16 protein-coding genes are annotated in these 15,572 nt (G+C 35.2%); 14 read left to right on the forward strand and 2 right to left on the reverse strand.

Annotated features, from left to right (window positions below; genetic code table 11):
• Positions 1-13 precede the first annotated feature (13 nt).
• The gene (locus PWU04_RS10630) at positions 14-454 is read left to right on the forward strand and encodes a DUF1573 domain-containing protein (protein WP_274476081.1); all 441 of its coding nucleotides are present in this window, start codon (positions 14-16) and stop codon (positions 452-454) included.
• Positions 455-510: 56 nt separating this feature from the next.
• On the opposite strand, the gene PWU04_RS10635 is transcribed toward PWU04_RS10630, so the two are convergent.
• Complete coding sequence (locus tag PWU04_RS10635; RefSeq protein ID WP_274476082.1) at positions 511-1,848, reverse strand: retropepsin-like aspartic protease; 1,338 nt, start codon at positions 1,846-1,848, stop codon at positions 511-513.
• Positions 1,849-1,972: 124 nt separating this feature from the next.
• Between PWU04_RS10635 and PWU04_RS10640 the strand changes: the two genes are divergently transcribed.
• The 10 genes from PWU04_RS10640 (at position 1,973) to PWU04_RS10685 (ending at position 11,817) form a co-directional block, all read left to right on the forward strand.
• A complete protein-coding gene (locus tag PWU04_RS10640; protein WP_274476083.1) occupies positions 1,973-3,163 on the forward strand; it encodes a pyridoxal phosphate-dependent aminotransferase in 1,191 nt (396 codons plus the stop codon).
• Entirely contained in the window at positions 3,163-4,176 is a 1,014-nt protein-coding gene (gene murB, locus PWU04_RS10645) for a UDP-N-acetylmuramate dehydrogenase (protein ID WP_274476084.1), read from the forward strand. Before PWU04_RS10640 ends, murB begins: the two co-directional genes overlap by 1 nt.
• A gap of 65 nt (positions 4,177-4,241) precedes the next feature.
• Positions 4,242-4,772 carry an RNA polymerase sigma factor gene (locus PWU04_RS10650; RefSeq protein ID WP_274476085.1) on the forward strand — a complete coding sequence of 177 codons (531 nt, stop codon included), beginning with the start codon at positions 4,242-4,244 and terminating at the stop codon, positions 4,770-4,772.
• 13 nt (positions 4,773-4,785) lie between these two features.
• On the forward strand, positions 4,786-5,586 hold the full coding sequence (locus PWU04_RS10655; RefSeq protein WP_274476086.1) for an anti-sigma factor: 801 nt from the start codon (positions 4,786-4,788) through the stop codon (positions 5,584-5,586).
• Positions 5,587-5,701: 115 nt separating this feature from the next.
• Positions 5,702-5,905 (forward strand): membrane or secreted protein, encoded by a 204-nt coding sequence (locus PWU04_RS10660; RefSeq protein WP_274476087.1) that lies wholly within the window; start codon positions 5,702-5,704, stop codon positions 5,903-5,905.
• A 6-nt stretch (positions 5,906-5,911) separates the two neighbouring features.
• Complete coding sequence (locus tag PWU04_RS10665; RefSeq protein WP_274476088.1) at positions 5,912-7,024, forward strand: glycosyltransferase; 1,113 nt, start codon at positions 5,912-5,914, stop codon at positions 7,022-7,024.
• Positions 7,015-7,563, forward strand: coding sequence for an RNA polymerase sigma factor (locus tag PWU04_RS10670; RefSeq protein ID WP_274476089.1), 549 nt, complete (start codon positions 7,015-7,017; stop codon positions 7,561-7,563). Before PWU04_RS10665 ends, PWU04_RS10670 begins: the two co-directional genes overlap by 10 nt.
• A 104-nt stretch (positions 7,564-7,667) precedes the next feature.
• Positions 7,668-8,546, forward strand: a complete 879-nt coding sequence (gene lipA / locus PWU04_RS10675) for a lipoyl synthase (protein ID WP_274476090.1) — start codon at positions 7,668-7,670, stop codon at positions 8,544-8,546.
• The gene (gene gap / locus PWU04_RS10680; RefSeq protein ID WP_274476091.1) at positions 8,546-9,544 is read left to right on the forward strand and encodes a type I glyceraldehyde-3-phosphate dehydrogenase; all 999 of its coding nucleotides are present in this window, start codon (positions 8,546-8,548) and stop codon (positions 9,542-9,544) included. Before lipA ends, gap begins: the two co-directional genes overlap by 1 nt.
• A gap of 47 nt (positions 9,545-9,591) precedes the next feature.
• The gene (locus PWU04_RS10685) at positions 9,592-11,817 is read left to right on the forward strand and encodes an ATP-binding protein (RefSeq protein ID WP_274476092.1); all 2,226 of its coding nucleotides are present in this window, start codon (positions 9,592-9,594) and stop codon (positions 11,815-11,817) included.
• Here the strand turns inward: PWU04_RS10685 and lpxK are convergent.
• Positions 11,814-12,818: a tetraacyldisaccharide 4'-kinase gene (gene lpxK, locus PWU04_RS10690; protein WP_274476093.1), complete on the reverse strand. Its 1,005-nt coding sequence runs from the start codon at positions 12,816-12,818 to the stop codon at positions 11,814-11,816. The genes PWU04_RS10685 and lpxK overlap by 4 nt on opposite strands.
• Positions 12,819-12,870: 52 nt before the next feature.
• Between lpxK and PWU04_RS10695 the strand changes: the two genes are divergently transcribed.
• The 3 genes from PWU04_RS10695 to msrA all read left to right on the forward strand — a co-directional run bounded on the left by PWU04_RS10695 (position 12,871) and on the right by msrA (position 15,521).
• On the forward strand, positions 12,871-13,965 hold the full coding sequence (locus PWU04_RS10695) for a Nif3-like dinuclear metal center hexameric protein (RefSeq protein ID WP_274476094.1): 1,095 nt from the start codon (positions 12,871-12,873) through the stop codon (positions 13,963-13,965).
• 3 nt (positions 13,966-13,968) lie between these two features.
• Positions 13,969-14,748 (forward strand): zinc ribbon domain-containing protein, encoded by a 780-nt coding sequence (locus PWU04_RS10700; RefSeq protein ID WP_274476095.1) that lies wholly within the window; start codon positions 13,969-13,971, stop codon positions 14,746-14,748.
• 104 nt (positions 14,749-14,852) lie between these two features.
• Positions 14,853-15,521: a peptide-methionine (S)-S-oxide reductase MsrA gene (msrA, locus tag PWU04_RS10705; protein ID WP_274476096.1), complete on the forward strand. Its 669-nt coding sequence runs from the start codon at positions 14,853-14,855 to the stop codon at positions 15,519-15,521.
• The last annotated feature ends 51 nt before the right edge of the window (positions 15,522-15,572 follow it).

A 15,572-nucleotide genomic window follows, 5' to 3' on the forward strand; every position in this document is an offset into this window, starting at 1 on the left:
AAAATCTAATGTGATGAAACATTTTATAACCATCTTGTTTATAGGGATAATAAGTTTGACCGTAAACGCTCAAGAGAAAGTAGCTAAAATTGAATTCAAATCTACTACAATTGACTATGGAACAATCGAAAAAGGTTCTAACGGTATTAGGACTTTCGAATTCACCAATACTGGTGATGCTCCTCTTATTATTTCTAAAGTAAGCTCAAGCTGTGGATGTACCGTACCAAAAAAACCAGACGGTCCAATCATGCCTGGAAAAACAGGAGAAATTCAAGTAAAATATGACACCAACCGCGTTGGTCCAATTAGAAAAACCATTACAGTAATTTCTAATGCCCAAACCCCAACTCTTGCAGTCAAAATAAAAGGAGAAGTATTTGACCCTTCTGCTAAGCCTACTAGTGAAACAAGTATCTTACAGAAAAAACAAAAAAGTGTTATTGAACAATAACAACAAGTAATGATATCAAAAAAAAAAAAAACCTCAAGCATAACCTTGAGGTTTTTTTATAATAAACTTTCCAACTTAAACTCGTAAGAGAGCACACTACCGTCTCTCTCAACCTCTAATTTTATACGCTTACCATCATCATCATAAAACATTTTGATAATTTCCTGTAAACTGTAGTGGTAGGACTCTTTGTTGTTTACCGATATAATAACATCTCCCACCTGTAGTCCTGCACGTGCTGCTGGCGAACCTTCTCTTAACTCTACAATACTAAATGCAGGTTTGAAAGCAAGCTTAAATGTTCTTGTAACATTAATGGTTTTCTGGTTTTTAGTCTCATAATCATTACTCAACAAGTTATCGGGTCCTTTACTTTCCACTTCTTCCTTAACCAATCTTATCCCTTCATGCTGTAATTCAATTCCACTTTTATTATAACTAAAGCTTTCTTTAAAGTATTTGTTCTTTTTCAAAGTGATCTTTTGGTTTGGATAATCTATAATCATATTAAAACGTTTTAATATATGCCCTGCTAAACTCCCGTTTCTCTCCTTAAATCGCTTAGCACCTCCTATGTAATTAGAATCTGGGTAGGAAACATTTACTCCATTGAGTTCAAAACCACTTAAACTGAATGTTTCTACTTTGGATCGCTTGCCATAAACACTACCTCCAAGCCCAAAACCTAAAAAATCATGAAAAAATTCATTACTTGATTTAATACCCTGTTCGTAATCTTCAAACAGCCATAAAGCATCAGCACCACCTGAATCTAATAACAACTTCACAGGAATGGTTTCTTGATTCAAACTTACCTCAGCATTGACATATGGCTTTTTATTATAAAAATCCAACGGAACAACCTCACACTTCTTGCATTTTTTATACTTATAAGCTTCTGGCTGTGTCAACCTAATATATCTAGAAACATAGTTTACCTCTACAATCAAATCCTTGAACAGGTCATATCCAATAATACCATGAACAGGAATCCCTAGTCGAGGGGCAAAATTCAATGCTGGATCAAATACGGCAAATATTTCCTGATTAACATTAACGGCATCACCTATTCTGAACATATTTCCCTCAGACCTTATAGCTTCTATAGCTTCTCTGTCGCCAAGCCCTCTTAAAAGCACTGTTTCTGCTTTATTCAACTCCAAAGAATCTGAATCATTAAGAAAACCAAATAAGATAGGTTTACTTACTCCTGTATCGAGTAAAAATGATAATTTCACCCCATTTATTTCAACTGGGACAATTACCAAATTACTTATTAACTGAAATCGAACCTTATCCGATTTCGACTTGTTCGGCACAGTAAAATGGCCTTGGGAATAGGATAAGAGAGAACTACAGCAAATAAGCATCAATATGAACACTAACCGTTTCATAATTAACCTTTCTGCTTTCCTCTCATTAATTTACGAATCTTAAAAAGAAGTTATGTTTTTAAGGCCCGTTTTTAAAAAAAATTTAAGATAAATTTCGCAACTTTGTGGCCTAATAAAAAAAGCCATGCCAGCAATATCACATAAAGGGCAACATATGCCAGAATCACCAATTAGAAAATTGGTGCCATATGCAGAACAAGCATACAAAGAAGGAAAGACGGTTTACCACTTAAACATTGGTCAACCTGATATTAAAACTCCAGAAATTGCACTTGATGCCGTTAAAATCCACTCTCTTGACATCTTAGCCTATACAAGATCTGAAGGTTCTGAAGAATACAGAAAGAAAATTGCGGCTTACTACCATAAAAACAATATTCCAGTAGAGCATAACGATATAATTGTAACCACTGGAGGAAGTGAAGCATTAATGTTTGCTTTTGGAACAATAATGGACTCTGATGATGAAATTATTATTCCCGAGCCATTCTATGCTAACTATAATGGTTTCTCTACAGCATCTGGAGTAAATATTGTTCCTGTTATTTCTAATATAGATGACAATTTTGCTCTTCCTGCTATTGAAGAATTCGAAAAACTTATCACGCCAAAAACAAAGGCAATCCTTATTTGTAACCCAGGTAACCCAACTGGATACCTTTACTCTAAGGAAGAAATCCAAAAATTGGCAGAGATTGTAAAGAAACATGATCTTTTCCTAATTGCAGACGAAGTATACCGTGAGTTTACATACGATGGTGTTAAGCACTATTCTATTATGGAAGAGGAAAGCTTAAAAGATCACGCTATAATCATCGACTCTGTATCTAAACGTTATAGCATGTGTGGTGCACGTATTGGATGCTTAGTATCTCGCAATAAAAATGTTATTTCTACAGCTCTTAAGTTTGCTCAGGCCCGTTTGAGTCCTCCAACTTTGGCGCAAATTGCAAGTGAAGCTGCTTTACAAACTCCACAGAGTTACTTTGACGATGTTATTACTGAATATGTAGATCGTAGAGATACTCTTATTGCTGAACTTAACAAGATTGAGGGTGTTAAGGTTGCCAAGCCAAAAGGAGCTTTTTACTGTATAGCTGAACTACCAATAAAGAACGCAGATAACTTTGCGCAATGGTTATTGGAGAGTTTTGATGTAGATAACGAAACGGTAATGGTTGCTCCTGCAGCAGGCTTCTATTCTACTCCTGGTGTAGGTTTAAACCAAGTTAGAATTGCATACGTTCTTAACAAAAACAGTCTTATTAAAGCCGTTAATATCATTAAAGAAGCGTTAAAAGTTTATAAAGACTAGTGCATATTCAACAAAACATACCCTTAAAACCATATAATACCTTTGGTATTGATGTAAAAGCCAAATACTTTGTGTCAGTTTCTTCCAAAGAGGAACTGATACAAGTATTAGGTATTGATGATTACCCCAACAAACTCATACTTGGCGGCGGCAGTAACATGTTGCTCACCAAAGACATTGATGCTTTAGTTATTCATGTGAATATTAAGGGCATTAATATTTCTGATGAAACTCCAGAAAGCGTTATAGTAACTGCCAATGCTGGTGAAAACTGGCACCAGGTTGTCTTGTGGTGTTTAGACAAAAACTTCGGAGGCATTGAAAACCTCTCTCTTATTCCAGGAAATATAGGTACTGCCCCAATCCAAAATATTGGTGCCTATGGTGTAGAACTAAAAGACGTTTTTGTTTCCTGTCAGGCTATAGACATAAAAACAAAACAAGAGATTACCTTCAAGCTAGAAGATTGCGATTTTGGTTATCGTAATTCCATTTTCAAAAATGGAGCAAAAGGTCAATATATTATCATCTCAGTTTCCTTAAAATTGAGCAAAGGTAACCATCAACTACATACAGAGTATGGAGCAATTCAGTCTGAACTACAAAACATGAATGTTAGTAAACCTACCATTCAAGATGTTTCCAAAGCCGTAATCAGTATTAGGGAAAGCAAACTACCTAATCCAAAAGACATTGGCAATAGTGGTAGTTTCTTTAAAAACCCAGTTATTCCACTTTCTCATTACGAAAGTTTAAAATCCAATTTCCCTGATATTCCCTGTTATCCAGTTTCAGATTCAGAAGTAAAAGTTCCCGCTGGATGGCTAATAGAAAAGTCAGGATTTAAAGGTAAACGCCTTGGCAATTATGGTGTTCATAATAAACAAGCTTTGGTTCTTGTAAATTACGGCAATGCTAAAGGTGGTGATATCTACGCCTTAGCAATTCTTATAAAAAAAACAGTTGCTAGACTGTTCAATATTTCTATTGAACCAGAAGTTAATGTGCTGTAATTTCAAAAGAAATCAATAAATTTGGTTTTACCATACCTACTTTAACCTACTAAAAGATTTAAACTTTGAGCACCCCTATTGAACAAGAAATCGTTGCACTGCTTAGGCTTAAAGACAAAAAGGCCATGACTTTGCTTTACGATAATTACGCCGACGCCCTATACGGTGTAATTCTCAAAGTGATTCGAGATGAGGATTTAGCGCAAGATGTATTACAGGAGAGTTTTATAAAAATATGGAAAAACGCAAAAAAATACGATGCCCAAAAAGCAAAACTATTTACTTGGCTGTATCGTATAACCTATAATACAGCAATAGATAAAGTTCGCTCTCAGTCAACCAAGACCAGTAAAGAAGTCCAAATTGAATCTTCAAACGTATATAGTATAAGCGCCGAGGGATTAAACCAAGATGTTATGGACATAAAAAAACACCTTAATACCCTCGACGAAAAATATCAAATAGTTCTTAACGCTCTCTTTTTTGAAGGGATGACGCAGCAGGAAGCAAGTGACGAATTAAATATTCCACTTGGTACTATTAAATCGAGATTGAAAATTGGATTACGTGAATTGAAGAAAATTTACAATCCTTAATGTAAAAAACGTCATGAATGAGAAAATAACTACTTTTTTAAATTCTGACCTATTAGAAAAATATCTAGTGGGTGCTACCACGGCCGAAGAAACAGCCTTGGTAGAATCTTATATTTCCAAATACCCAGAAGTTCAAAACGCATATAACACTCTACAGCACAACCTTGAAATTTTCGCCAAAAGCAATGCTGTAGAAGCCCCTAGGTTCATTATAGATTCTATTTTGGAAGAGTTGGACGAAAGCCCTGTAATTGCATTGAAACAAAGTACACGAAAACGCAAATATTGGCACAAATTTAGTGTTGCAGCTAGTATAGCTGCCTTAATATTTGCCGGAACATCGTTCATATTCTTTGTTCAAAACAAAAAACTCTCTAGGGAAAATCAGGTTGTCGTAGACGAGATATTCGACCTTCGTGGGGATATTGCCAAAAACAATGAACGTCTGGACGAAATCATGAAGCAATTTAAACAGCTTAATGATCCAGAAACACATAAATACATTATTAATGGTAATGAAAGAGCCAAAAATCTTAAAACGGTAGCTTATATAAATTCTAAACAAAAAACATCTATGATAGATGTTGTTTCGTTGCCACAATTACCAGAAGAACAATGCTACCAGATTTGGGCCGAAGTTCAGGATAAAATGGTAAGTTTAGGAATTCTTACCGAAACTGATAGACAACTCAAATCCATTCCTTACCCAGAAGATGCACTTGGCTTAAACATAACCATAGAACCTAAGGGGGGTAATAATAATGCCTCATTAGAGAATTCGGTAGCAGAGATTTCTTTAGACAAGAACGACTAGATTAATAGTTATATAAGGCCCTACTTCATACAAAGCCTCAACTTAATAAGTTGAGGCTTTAATTTTTTTACATTATTATTGAAATACATTATCTTTGCACAAAATTGTTTGACACATGAAGCTTCTTTTAATCACATTAGCATTATTAGGTTTGGGAATTGCCGGTATTGCCATAAAGATATGGGCAAAAAAAGACGGTAAATTTGCTGGTACTTGTGCCAGTCAAAACCCAATGCTAAATAAAGAAGGGGAAGCTTGTGGCTTTTGCGGAAAAACTCCAGATCAATATAAGGATTGTAGCGAACCTCAACACTCCTAATTATCCATGATATTTCTTGATATATTGTTCTACGCCTTCGTGGTAGTAGTCCTAATTCAAGTTTTTTACTACCTCATCATATTTTCCAGATTCGCCTTTGTTAAACCATTAAATACTACTCCTGGCGATCAAGGTATTTCAGTTATTGTTTGTGCTAAAAACGAAGCTGAAAACCTTGAGCGATTTCTACCATTAATCCTAGAACAAGATTATCCTAATTTTGAAGTAGTACTAATTAATGATGCTTCTTACGACGATACCTTAGAAGTTATTGAAGCATTCGCAGAAAAGGACAGCCGTGTAAAAATCGTTAATGTAAAAAACACCGAAGCCTTTTGGGCTAACAAAAAATACGCCTTAACCTTAGGAATTAAAGCAGCCAAAAATGAACAACTGCTTCTTACCGATGCTGATTGCAAGCCAGTTTCCAAACACTGGATTAGTGAAATGTATGCTCACTCTAAAGAAGGTAAAAGCATAATTCTAGGCTATGGTGCACATATTCCAGTTAAAAACTCACTGTTGAACAAGCTCATAAGATTTGAAACACTTCTTACGGCAATTCAGTATTTCTCTTATGCCAAATCTGGAATTCCATATATGGGTGTTGGTCGTAATTTGGCATACACAAAAGATGATTTTTTCAGTGTAAACGGATTTATAAACCATATTCAAGTTCGATCGGGAGATGACGATCTGTTCATCAACGAAGTGGCCAACAAAAACAATACGGCAATATGCTTTTCTGCTAACAGTTTTACCATGACTCCTGCTAAGTCAAGTTTTAAATCTTGGTTCAGGCAAAAAAAGAGACATATTTCTACAGCTTCTCTCTACAAATCCAAACACAAAACACTATTGGGTTTATTTTATTTATCACAATTTTTATTCTGGACCCTAAGCATCCTTCTTCTAGGGTTAACATTCCAATGGGAAATTGTTATAGGACTTATCGTGCTCAGATTCTTATTGCAATATCTCGTTTTTGGAAAGTCAGCAAAAAAATTACATGAAACGGATTTGCTTTGTCTGCTACCTCTTTTAGAGTGTTTTTTAATTGTTATGCAATTAACTATCTTTATATCTAACCGCATAGCAAAACCAAATCATTGGAAATAGAAAACGCCATTAAACAAGCTAAAAAAAACGACCAAAAGGCCTTTAATTTTTTATTGGACACCTTTTGGGATGATGTATACAGCTTTCAGTTGAAGCGCATAGAAAATGAAAATGATGCTGAAGACGTTACCATTCAAACCTTTTCTAAAGCATTTGATAAAATCAACACTTTTGACGAAAACTACAAATTCAAAACGTGGTTGATTACCATTTCCAAAAACATACACATCGACTTGGTTCGAAAAGAAAAAAGTTCTATTTCTCAACGTATTCATGATGAATCGAACGAAAAGCTACAACAAGTTTTAGATGAGTCACCTTCAGCCGAAGACAAATTAATCACTGAGCAAAATTTGGCAAAATTGCTTAGGGATATAAAGCAACTTAAACCACATTACCAAGAAGTCATTAACCTTCGTTATTTCCAAGAGCTTAGCTACAAAGAAATCTCTAGAGAACTTAACGAGCCTATAAACAACGTTAAAGTAAAATTACTTCGAGCCAAAAAGCTTCTTGCAGGAATCATCAAAAAAAATTAAAACACTAGGTAACTAAAGCTTTTTTACTGCAATCCAACTTAACGTTTACTAAGGATTTTTTACGATAATACTTTGTATCTTTGCCATTCGAAATGATAATCGCAATGGAGACACAAACAGTTTCAAACATATTACCAGAACGAGAGAGAAAACCAAAATGGCTTCGTGTAAAACTTCCTACCGGGAAAAAATATACAGAATTAAGAGGATTGGTAGACAAGTATAAGCTGAACACCATTTGTACTTCGGGGAGTTGCCCTAATATGGGAGAATGCTGGGGTGAAGGTACAGCTACCTTTATGATTCTTGGTAATGTTTGTACACGCTCTTGCGGTTTTTGCGGAGTAAAGACAGGGCGTCCTGAAGACGTAGACTGGGACGAACCGGAAAAAGTAGCCCGTTCTATTAAAATAATGAAAATCAAGCACGCTGTATTAACTAGTGTTGACCGTGATGACTTAAAAGATATGGGAAGTATTATGTGGGCAGAAACAGTAAAAGCTGTTAGACGTATGAACCCTGAAACAACTTTGGAAACACTTATCCCAGATTTCCAGGGTATAGAAAAACATATCGATAGAATTGTAGATGTTGCTCCTGAAGTTATTTCTCATAATATCGAAACTGTAAAACGATTAACTCGAGAAGTAAGGATTCAGGCAAAATACGAGCGTAGTATGGGTGTTCTAAAATATATGAAAGAACAAGGGCAGCGTCGTACTAAATCAGGAATCATGCTAGGGTTAGGAGAAACAAGAGAAGAGGTTATTGAAACACTTCACGATCTTAAAGAGGCCAAAGTTGATGTAGTTACAATTGGTCAATATCTCCAACCGAGTAAAAAGCATCTTCCTGTTAAGCAGTTCATACTGCCAGATCAATTTGAAGAATATAGGGAAATTGGATTGAGCTTAGGTTTCCGTCACGTTGAGAGTAGCGCTTTGGTTCGCTCTTCATACAGAGCTCAAAAACATATTAACTAATGATAAATGTTGCCATAAATGGTTTTGGCCGTATAGGCCGTCGCGTTTTTAGGCTCTTACAAAACCACCCAAATATTCGGGTTATAGCAATTAACGATTTGGCTGATGCTAGAACCTTAAGCCATTTATTAAAATACGATAGTATACATGGTATTTTCAACCATGATGTGTCACATAATGAATCTCACATCATTGTTGATGGCAACAAAGTTCCCCTTTTCAATTTCAGTCATCCTAGGGATATCATTTCATGGAAAAACCTAAACGTCGATTTTGTAATTGAAAGTTCAGGTAAGTTCAAATCGAAAATAGATTTACAATACCATATCGATAATGGTGCCAAACGTGTAATCTTGAGTGTCCCCCCAATTGATGATGATATCAAAACCATCGTTTTAGGTGTTAATGATACTATTTTAGATGGTTCTGAAACTATTATATCCAATGCGTCTTGCACTACAAACAATGCTGCTCCAATGATAGACATTGTCAACTCGCTTTGTCGTATCAAACAAGCATACATAACTACTGTACATTCATATACTGCAGATCAAAGTTTACATGACCAACCTCATCGCGACCTTCGCAGAGCTAGGGCTGCAGGTCAATCAATTGTTCCAACAACAACTGGAGCAGCAAAAGCCTTAACAAAAATTTTCCCTAATTTATCAGAAGTCATAGGCGGTTGCGGTATACGTGTACCTGTACCTAATGGGTCTTTAACTGATATTACATTTAATGTAGAAAAAGAGACCTCTATTCAAGAAGTTAACGAAGCCTTCAACAAGGCTGCAAATGGACATTATAAAGGCATTTTAGAATTTACTGATGTCCCTTTGGTCTCAATAGATATTATTGGCAATACACATTCTTGCATTTTCGATTCCTTAATGACTTCCGTAATAGGTAACATGGTAAAGATAATAGGCTGGTACGATAATGAAACGGGATACTCTAGCCGACTCATTGATTTAATCTCCAAATTATCCCCTGAATAGCCTCTTTTCTTGGATAAATATTTATATTTGTTTAAACAGCGACAACTATGTCCCATTTCAAGACCTTTATCTGTGCCATATTCTTGTTGTTAGGTTTTAGTCTTTTTTCTCAAAATTCACTGAGTGAAGACCCTGAAACCATTCAAAACAACATTAACTACCGTATTACTCAAGCACAATATGACCTTGAAAACAACAACTATTATCAAGCTCAAAAAACCCTCGAAGAAGCGCTTGATCTTGCCACTAAAATAGACAACAAAAAAAGCATTGGTTTAATTTATTCTAAACTGGGCAAGCTTCAGTATTTAATAGAGGAATATGACGACGCCATAAAATCGCTTATCAAAGCCGTTGAAGTTCAGCGTTTCGCTAAGGACAACTTGAACATTGCCGAAACTTATAAAACTTTTGGTAATGTTTATATGGAAAAGCATGACTACCAACAGGCATTAGATTATTTTAAGTCTGCCCATACGCTTTTTGAACAAGAAGAGCTCAACGATTATGTTTCTGAAGTTTTGCTAAACGAAGGGAAAGCATATATCGCTTTAAAACAATACAGAAAAGCAAGAGCCAGCTTGGAAAAGTCTTTGGCACTTTCCATACGTTACGAACTTCTTAAGGTACACAGTAGCGCCTTAATCAATTTAGGACAAACTCATGCCATGCTAGGTGAGATTGAAAAAGGCGAAACTTTGGCTAAAGAAGGCCTGCTCATTTCACAGAACAACCATTTTAGTGAAATATCTACAGAAGGATATTTAGCCCTAAGTGAAATTAGTAGAAAACTAGAAAACTACAAAGCTTCAAGCGAATACCTCCATTCCTACATAAAACTATCGGATTCACTGTTAAAAATAAGGCGAGAAAATCTATCGCCTGAAAAACGTATCCAATTTTTAATAGACAACCAAACTGAATATCAAAAACAACAAGCAGCAGATTTAGAAGAGTTAAAAGGAGCCCAAAGCTTGGGAAAGCTTACTACTATTTTAAGTATTGCATTAATCACCATACTTTCACTTCTAACTCTGTCGTTATACAAGAATAACAACATTAGACTAAAAACAAACAATATGCTTCACAAAAAGAACAAGGAGCTTATTGTTGCTAAGGAAAAAGCCGAGCTGGCCTCGAAAACCAAAGCAAACTTCTTATCTACTGTAACTCATGAATTACGCACACCTTTATATGCCGTTACGGGACTCACATCAATGCTGCTTGAAGAAGATCCAAAACCTAGTCAAATACAACATTTAAAATCGCTTAAATTTTCGGGAGACTACCTTCTTACATTTATTAACGACATCCTTCAAATCAATAAAATAGAAGCTAACAAAGTAGATCTCGAACCAGAAGTTTTTAACCTTAAACAAAAAGCGGGTAATGTAATTGCCGCACTTAACAATTCGGCATTAGACAACAATATTAGAATTCATTTTGATTACAGTAATTCTTTACCTGAAACCTTCAACGGTGACCAATTAAAAATTTCCCAGGTATTAATAAACCTTATAGGTAATTCCATCAAGTTTACTAAAGATGGGGATATTTGGGTAAGGATAAGTGATCTTAACAAAAAGAACAATACATATACTGTACGTTTTGAAGTGCAGGACAATGGTATAGGAATAAGCAAGGAAAAGCAAGAACATATGTTCGATAGTTTTTCTCAAGGATCAATACAAATCAACAGAAAATATGGTGGAACAGGTCTTGGTCTTTCAATTGTTAAAGGACTAATTGATATTTTAAAAGGTAATATCTACCTAGAAAGTGAGCTAGGGCAAGGATCTACTTTTACTTTTGAAATTCCATTAGAATACTCTGCAGAAATTGAAATTGAAAAGAAACCAAGTTACTTTAAGGAAATTAATAAATTGGATTTATCAAGTGTTAAAATTCTGGTAGTTGAAGACAACAAAATCAACCAAATGATAACTAAAAAGATTCTTACAAAAATGAATCTTCTATGCGATGTTGTAGACAATGGCGAAAGTGCCGTTGACATGGTTAAGAATAACCGCTATGATGTTGTTTTAATGGATATTCACATGCCTGGAATTAGTGGTATTGAAGCGACTAAAATTATCAGAACCTTTGATAAGGAGTTAACCATTTTTGCCTTGACAGCAGTGACAATTGATGACAAAATGCAGGAATTTGAAGAAGCTGGTTTTGATGATATTATCTCCAAACCTTTCAAACAGGAAGATTTCGAAAAGAAACTTTTTTCTGCCTTGATTAAAGATAAAACTGCTGCTAATTAATTTTTAACAAAATCTCTTATTAGTTCATCGAAAATTTCATGCCTGTCTATTTTTACTTCAATAGGAAGATAGTAGAGCTTATTTTTCAATTCTTCATATTGTTTTAAACGCATATAATCTTTTTCTGTCGTTACAATAATTTCTTTCGTTAGCAACACTTCTATCTCAGGATCTGTGAAATTATGGTGATCCTTATAATTAAGATGTTCAAAATCCAATCCTTTTCCTTTAAGGTAATTAACCAATGGAGTTGCGTTGGCAATTCCCGTCACCAAAGTAAAAGACGATAATTCAAACATGGTCTTGGATTCATTTTCAGAAAGAACTGAATTTGAATAACTAATACTGCTGAAAAACACATGCTGATAAGACTCATGATAGGTAGCCTCAATTATTTTTGACTTTTCTTCGTCACTAAGATTATCAGGACATTTGGTAATTACTATAATATCTGCTCGTTTAGCTCCATTTCTCGGTTCACGCAGATCACCAGTAGGCAAAACAATATCTTTAAAATAGGGTTTGTTATATGTAGTCAGTAAAATATTAAAACCAGCTTTTACCTTTCTATGTTGAAATGCATCGTCCAAAAGAATCACCTCAGATTTATCGTCTATATTCCTTAAAAATTGAATTCCTCTTTGCCTATTACTGTCTACAGCAACTTTAATACTATCCCCAAACTTAGTGTAAAACTGATAAGGTTCATCCCCTATAGTTTTAGCAGAAGCCTTTTTATCTGCCAAAACAAATCCTTCACTATCTCGTTTATACCCTCGGCTAAGTGTCGCAACTTTATACTCCTCTTTAAGCAAACGAATCAGATATTCTATCATCGGAGTTTTCCCCGTACCTCCCACACTAAGATTACCCACACAAATTACGGGAAAGGGATATGATATAGATGATTTCACCCCCCAATCAAAGAGTTTATTACGTAACCAAGTCACAGAATAATACGCCGGTACTAACGGAAAGGCGATGTTTCTTATCAATTTCATTAGAGCGAATGTAATTATTTTATCTTTGTTTCAAATCAACAAATGCAAATATATGATTGTTCAGGATGTCATAAATTATTTAGAGGAGCTTGCTCCTTTAAACTATGCTGAGGATTTCGATAATGTTGGACTTTTGGTTGGAGATAAAAGTGCTTCAGTAACCGGTGTCCTGGTTACATTAGATACGCTTGAAGAAGTTGTAGACGAAGCCATTCAAAATAATTGCAACCTCATAGTCACCTTCCATCCCATTATCTTCAAAGGACTGAAAAAAATAACTGGAAAAAACTATGTGGAAAGAGTTGTCCTAAAAGCTATAAAAAAAGACATTGCCATATATGCCATACATACTGCTTTAGATAATGCCTTCACTGGAGTTAACCATCAAATTTGCGAACAACTGGGACTAATAAACCGAAACGTTTTATTACCTCAACCAAGGACCATTAAAAAACTCGTCACTTTTGTTCCAAATGCTCAAGTCGAAAATTTGAGAAGTGCTTTGTTTAATGCAGGTGCAGGAGCTATAGGGAACTATAACAACTGTAGTTTCAACGTAAATGGAACAGGAACATTTGAAGGCAATGAAAACTCAAACCCAGTAGTTGGTGAACGTGGAATAACACATTATGAAAATGAAACTCAAGTTTCGGTAACTTATGCGCGTCACATTGAAGGAAAAGTGCTAAAAGCTCTGTTTTCTGAGCATCCTTATGAAGAAGTAGCCTACGAAATCACCACCTTAGAAAACAATAACCAACATATTGGCATGGGAATGATTGGTGAATTTGAAAATTCGATGGATGAAAAAAAATTCCTATCTTTCCTTAAAGAACGCATGCAAACCAATTCTATTAGACATACTGCCCTTCGCGATAAACCCATTAAAAAAGTAGCTGTATTGGGTGGCTCTGGAAGTTTTGCCATTGGTGCCGCTAAAGCTGCTGGTGCCGATGCATTTGTAACTGCTGATTTAAAGTACCATGATTTTTTTACGGCAGAAAATAATATCATATTGGCAGACATAGGCCATTACGAAAGTGAGCAGTTCACAAAAAAACTATTAGTTTCGTATCTTACAAAAAAAATCACTAATTTTGCAATCGTTTTATCTAAAACAAATACCAATCCTGTTAAGTATTTTTAAAGTATGGCAAAAAAGAAAGAAGTATCTGTAGAAGAGCGTTTAAGAGCTTTATACGATTTACAACTTATCGATTCTCGTATCGATGAAATTAGAAACGTTCGCGGGGAACTTCCTTTAGAGGTTCGTGATTTGGAAGATGAAGTTGCCGGACTAAACACTAGACTTCAAAAGCTTGAAGCAAGCTTGGAGACCATAGACGAGGAAATCAGCGGTAAGAAAAACTTAATTGAAGAGGCTAAAGCCTTAATCAAAAAATACGCCGATCAACAAAAAAACGTAAGAAACAACCGTGAATACAATTCTTTAACAAAAGAAGTTGAATATCAGGAGTTAGAAATTCAATTGGCTGAAAAAAATATTAAAGAGTTCAGGGCCCAAATTGAGCACAAAAAAGAAGTTATCGAGCAAACCAAAGAGCGTCTAAAAGAACGTGAAACGCATTTAAAGCATAAACAAGGGGAACTTGATGCCATTCTTGGAGAAACTGAAAAGGAAGAACAAGCTTTGATAAAAAAGTCCTCTGAGTACAAAGACGAAATGGACGATCGCTTAGTTGCTGCTTACGACAGAATTCGTGGTAACGTAAAAAATGGTTTAGCCGTTGTACCAATTGAACGTGGTGCATCTGGAGGATCTTTCTTCACTATTCCACCACAAGTTCAAATGGAAATTGCTTCTCGCAAAAAGATTATCACCGATGAACATAGTGGGAGAATCTTGGTTGACGAAGCTCTTGCTAACGAAGAAAGAGAAAAAATGGAAGCGTTGTTTGCCAAACTATAGAACAACACCTAAAAATACTTTCAAGCCTTTACATATCTGTAAAGGCTTTTTTGTTTTAAAAATTAAGGTTTTTACAATAAATTCGACTGAAGAAAAAAATTAATATGAATTTTCGTTCTTCTTTCCTTTTATCAATCATTTTAATTTGGTTGTTTTCTTGTAATAACACCGCTCAAGTTGACCCAAAACAAGAAGTAATAAAAAATGCCCCTCCGGTAGAAATTCCAATGCAAAACGGCTTAGCTAGAGCTTATTTTTCAAGTGGATGCTTTTGGTGTGTAGAAGCTGTTTACGAAAGTGTTTACGGAGTCAAGGAGGTTATTTCAGGTTACTCTGGAGGTCACACAAAAAAACCGACATACCACGACAGCAACACAGGAACAACTGGCCATGCTGAATCGGTAGAAGTTATTTATGATCCCAAAAAAGTAAGTTTTTCTACTTTAGTTGATATATATTTCGGTTCACAAGACCCTACTCAAGTTAATGGTCAAGGTCATGATATTGGCTCTCAATACCGATCTATAATCTTTTACCAAAACGAAGAACAAAAACAAATCATTCTCAACAAAAAAAAAGCATTATCAAATCAACTTAACGCTAATATTGCTGCAGAAGTTTATCCCTTTCAAAAATTCTGGAAAGCGGAAGACTACCATCAAAACTATTTAAAAAACCATCCCACAGATCCATATGTTCAAAACGTTTCCATCCCAAGGTTAAAGCGATTTAAGGCAAATTTCCCAAACCTACTCAAGGAAAACAACAAATAAAAACCGGCTTACGCCGGTTTTTCTGCTATTAATTACTTCCTCACCTTCTCT

It is taken from the genome of Mangrovimonas aestuarii (genome assembly GCF_028767185.1).
In the GTDB taxonomy this organism is placed as follows: Bacteria; Bacteroidota; Bacteroidia; order Flavobacteriales; family Flavobacteriaceae; genus Mangrovimonas_B; species Mangrovimonas_B aestuarii.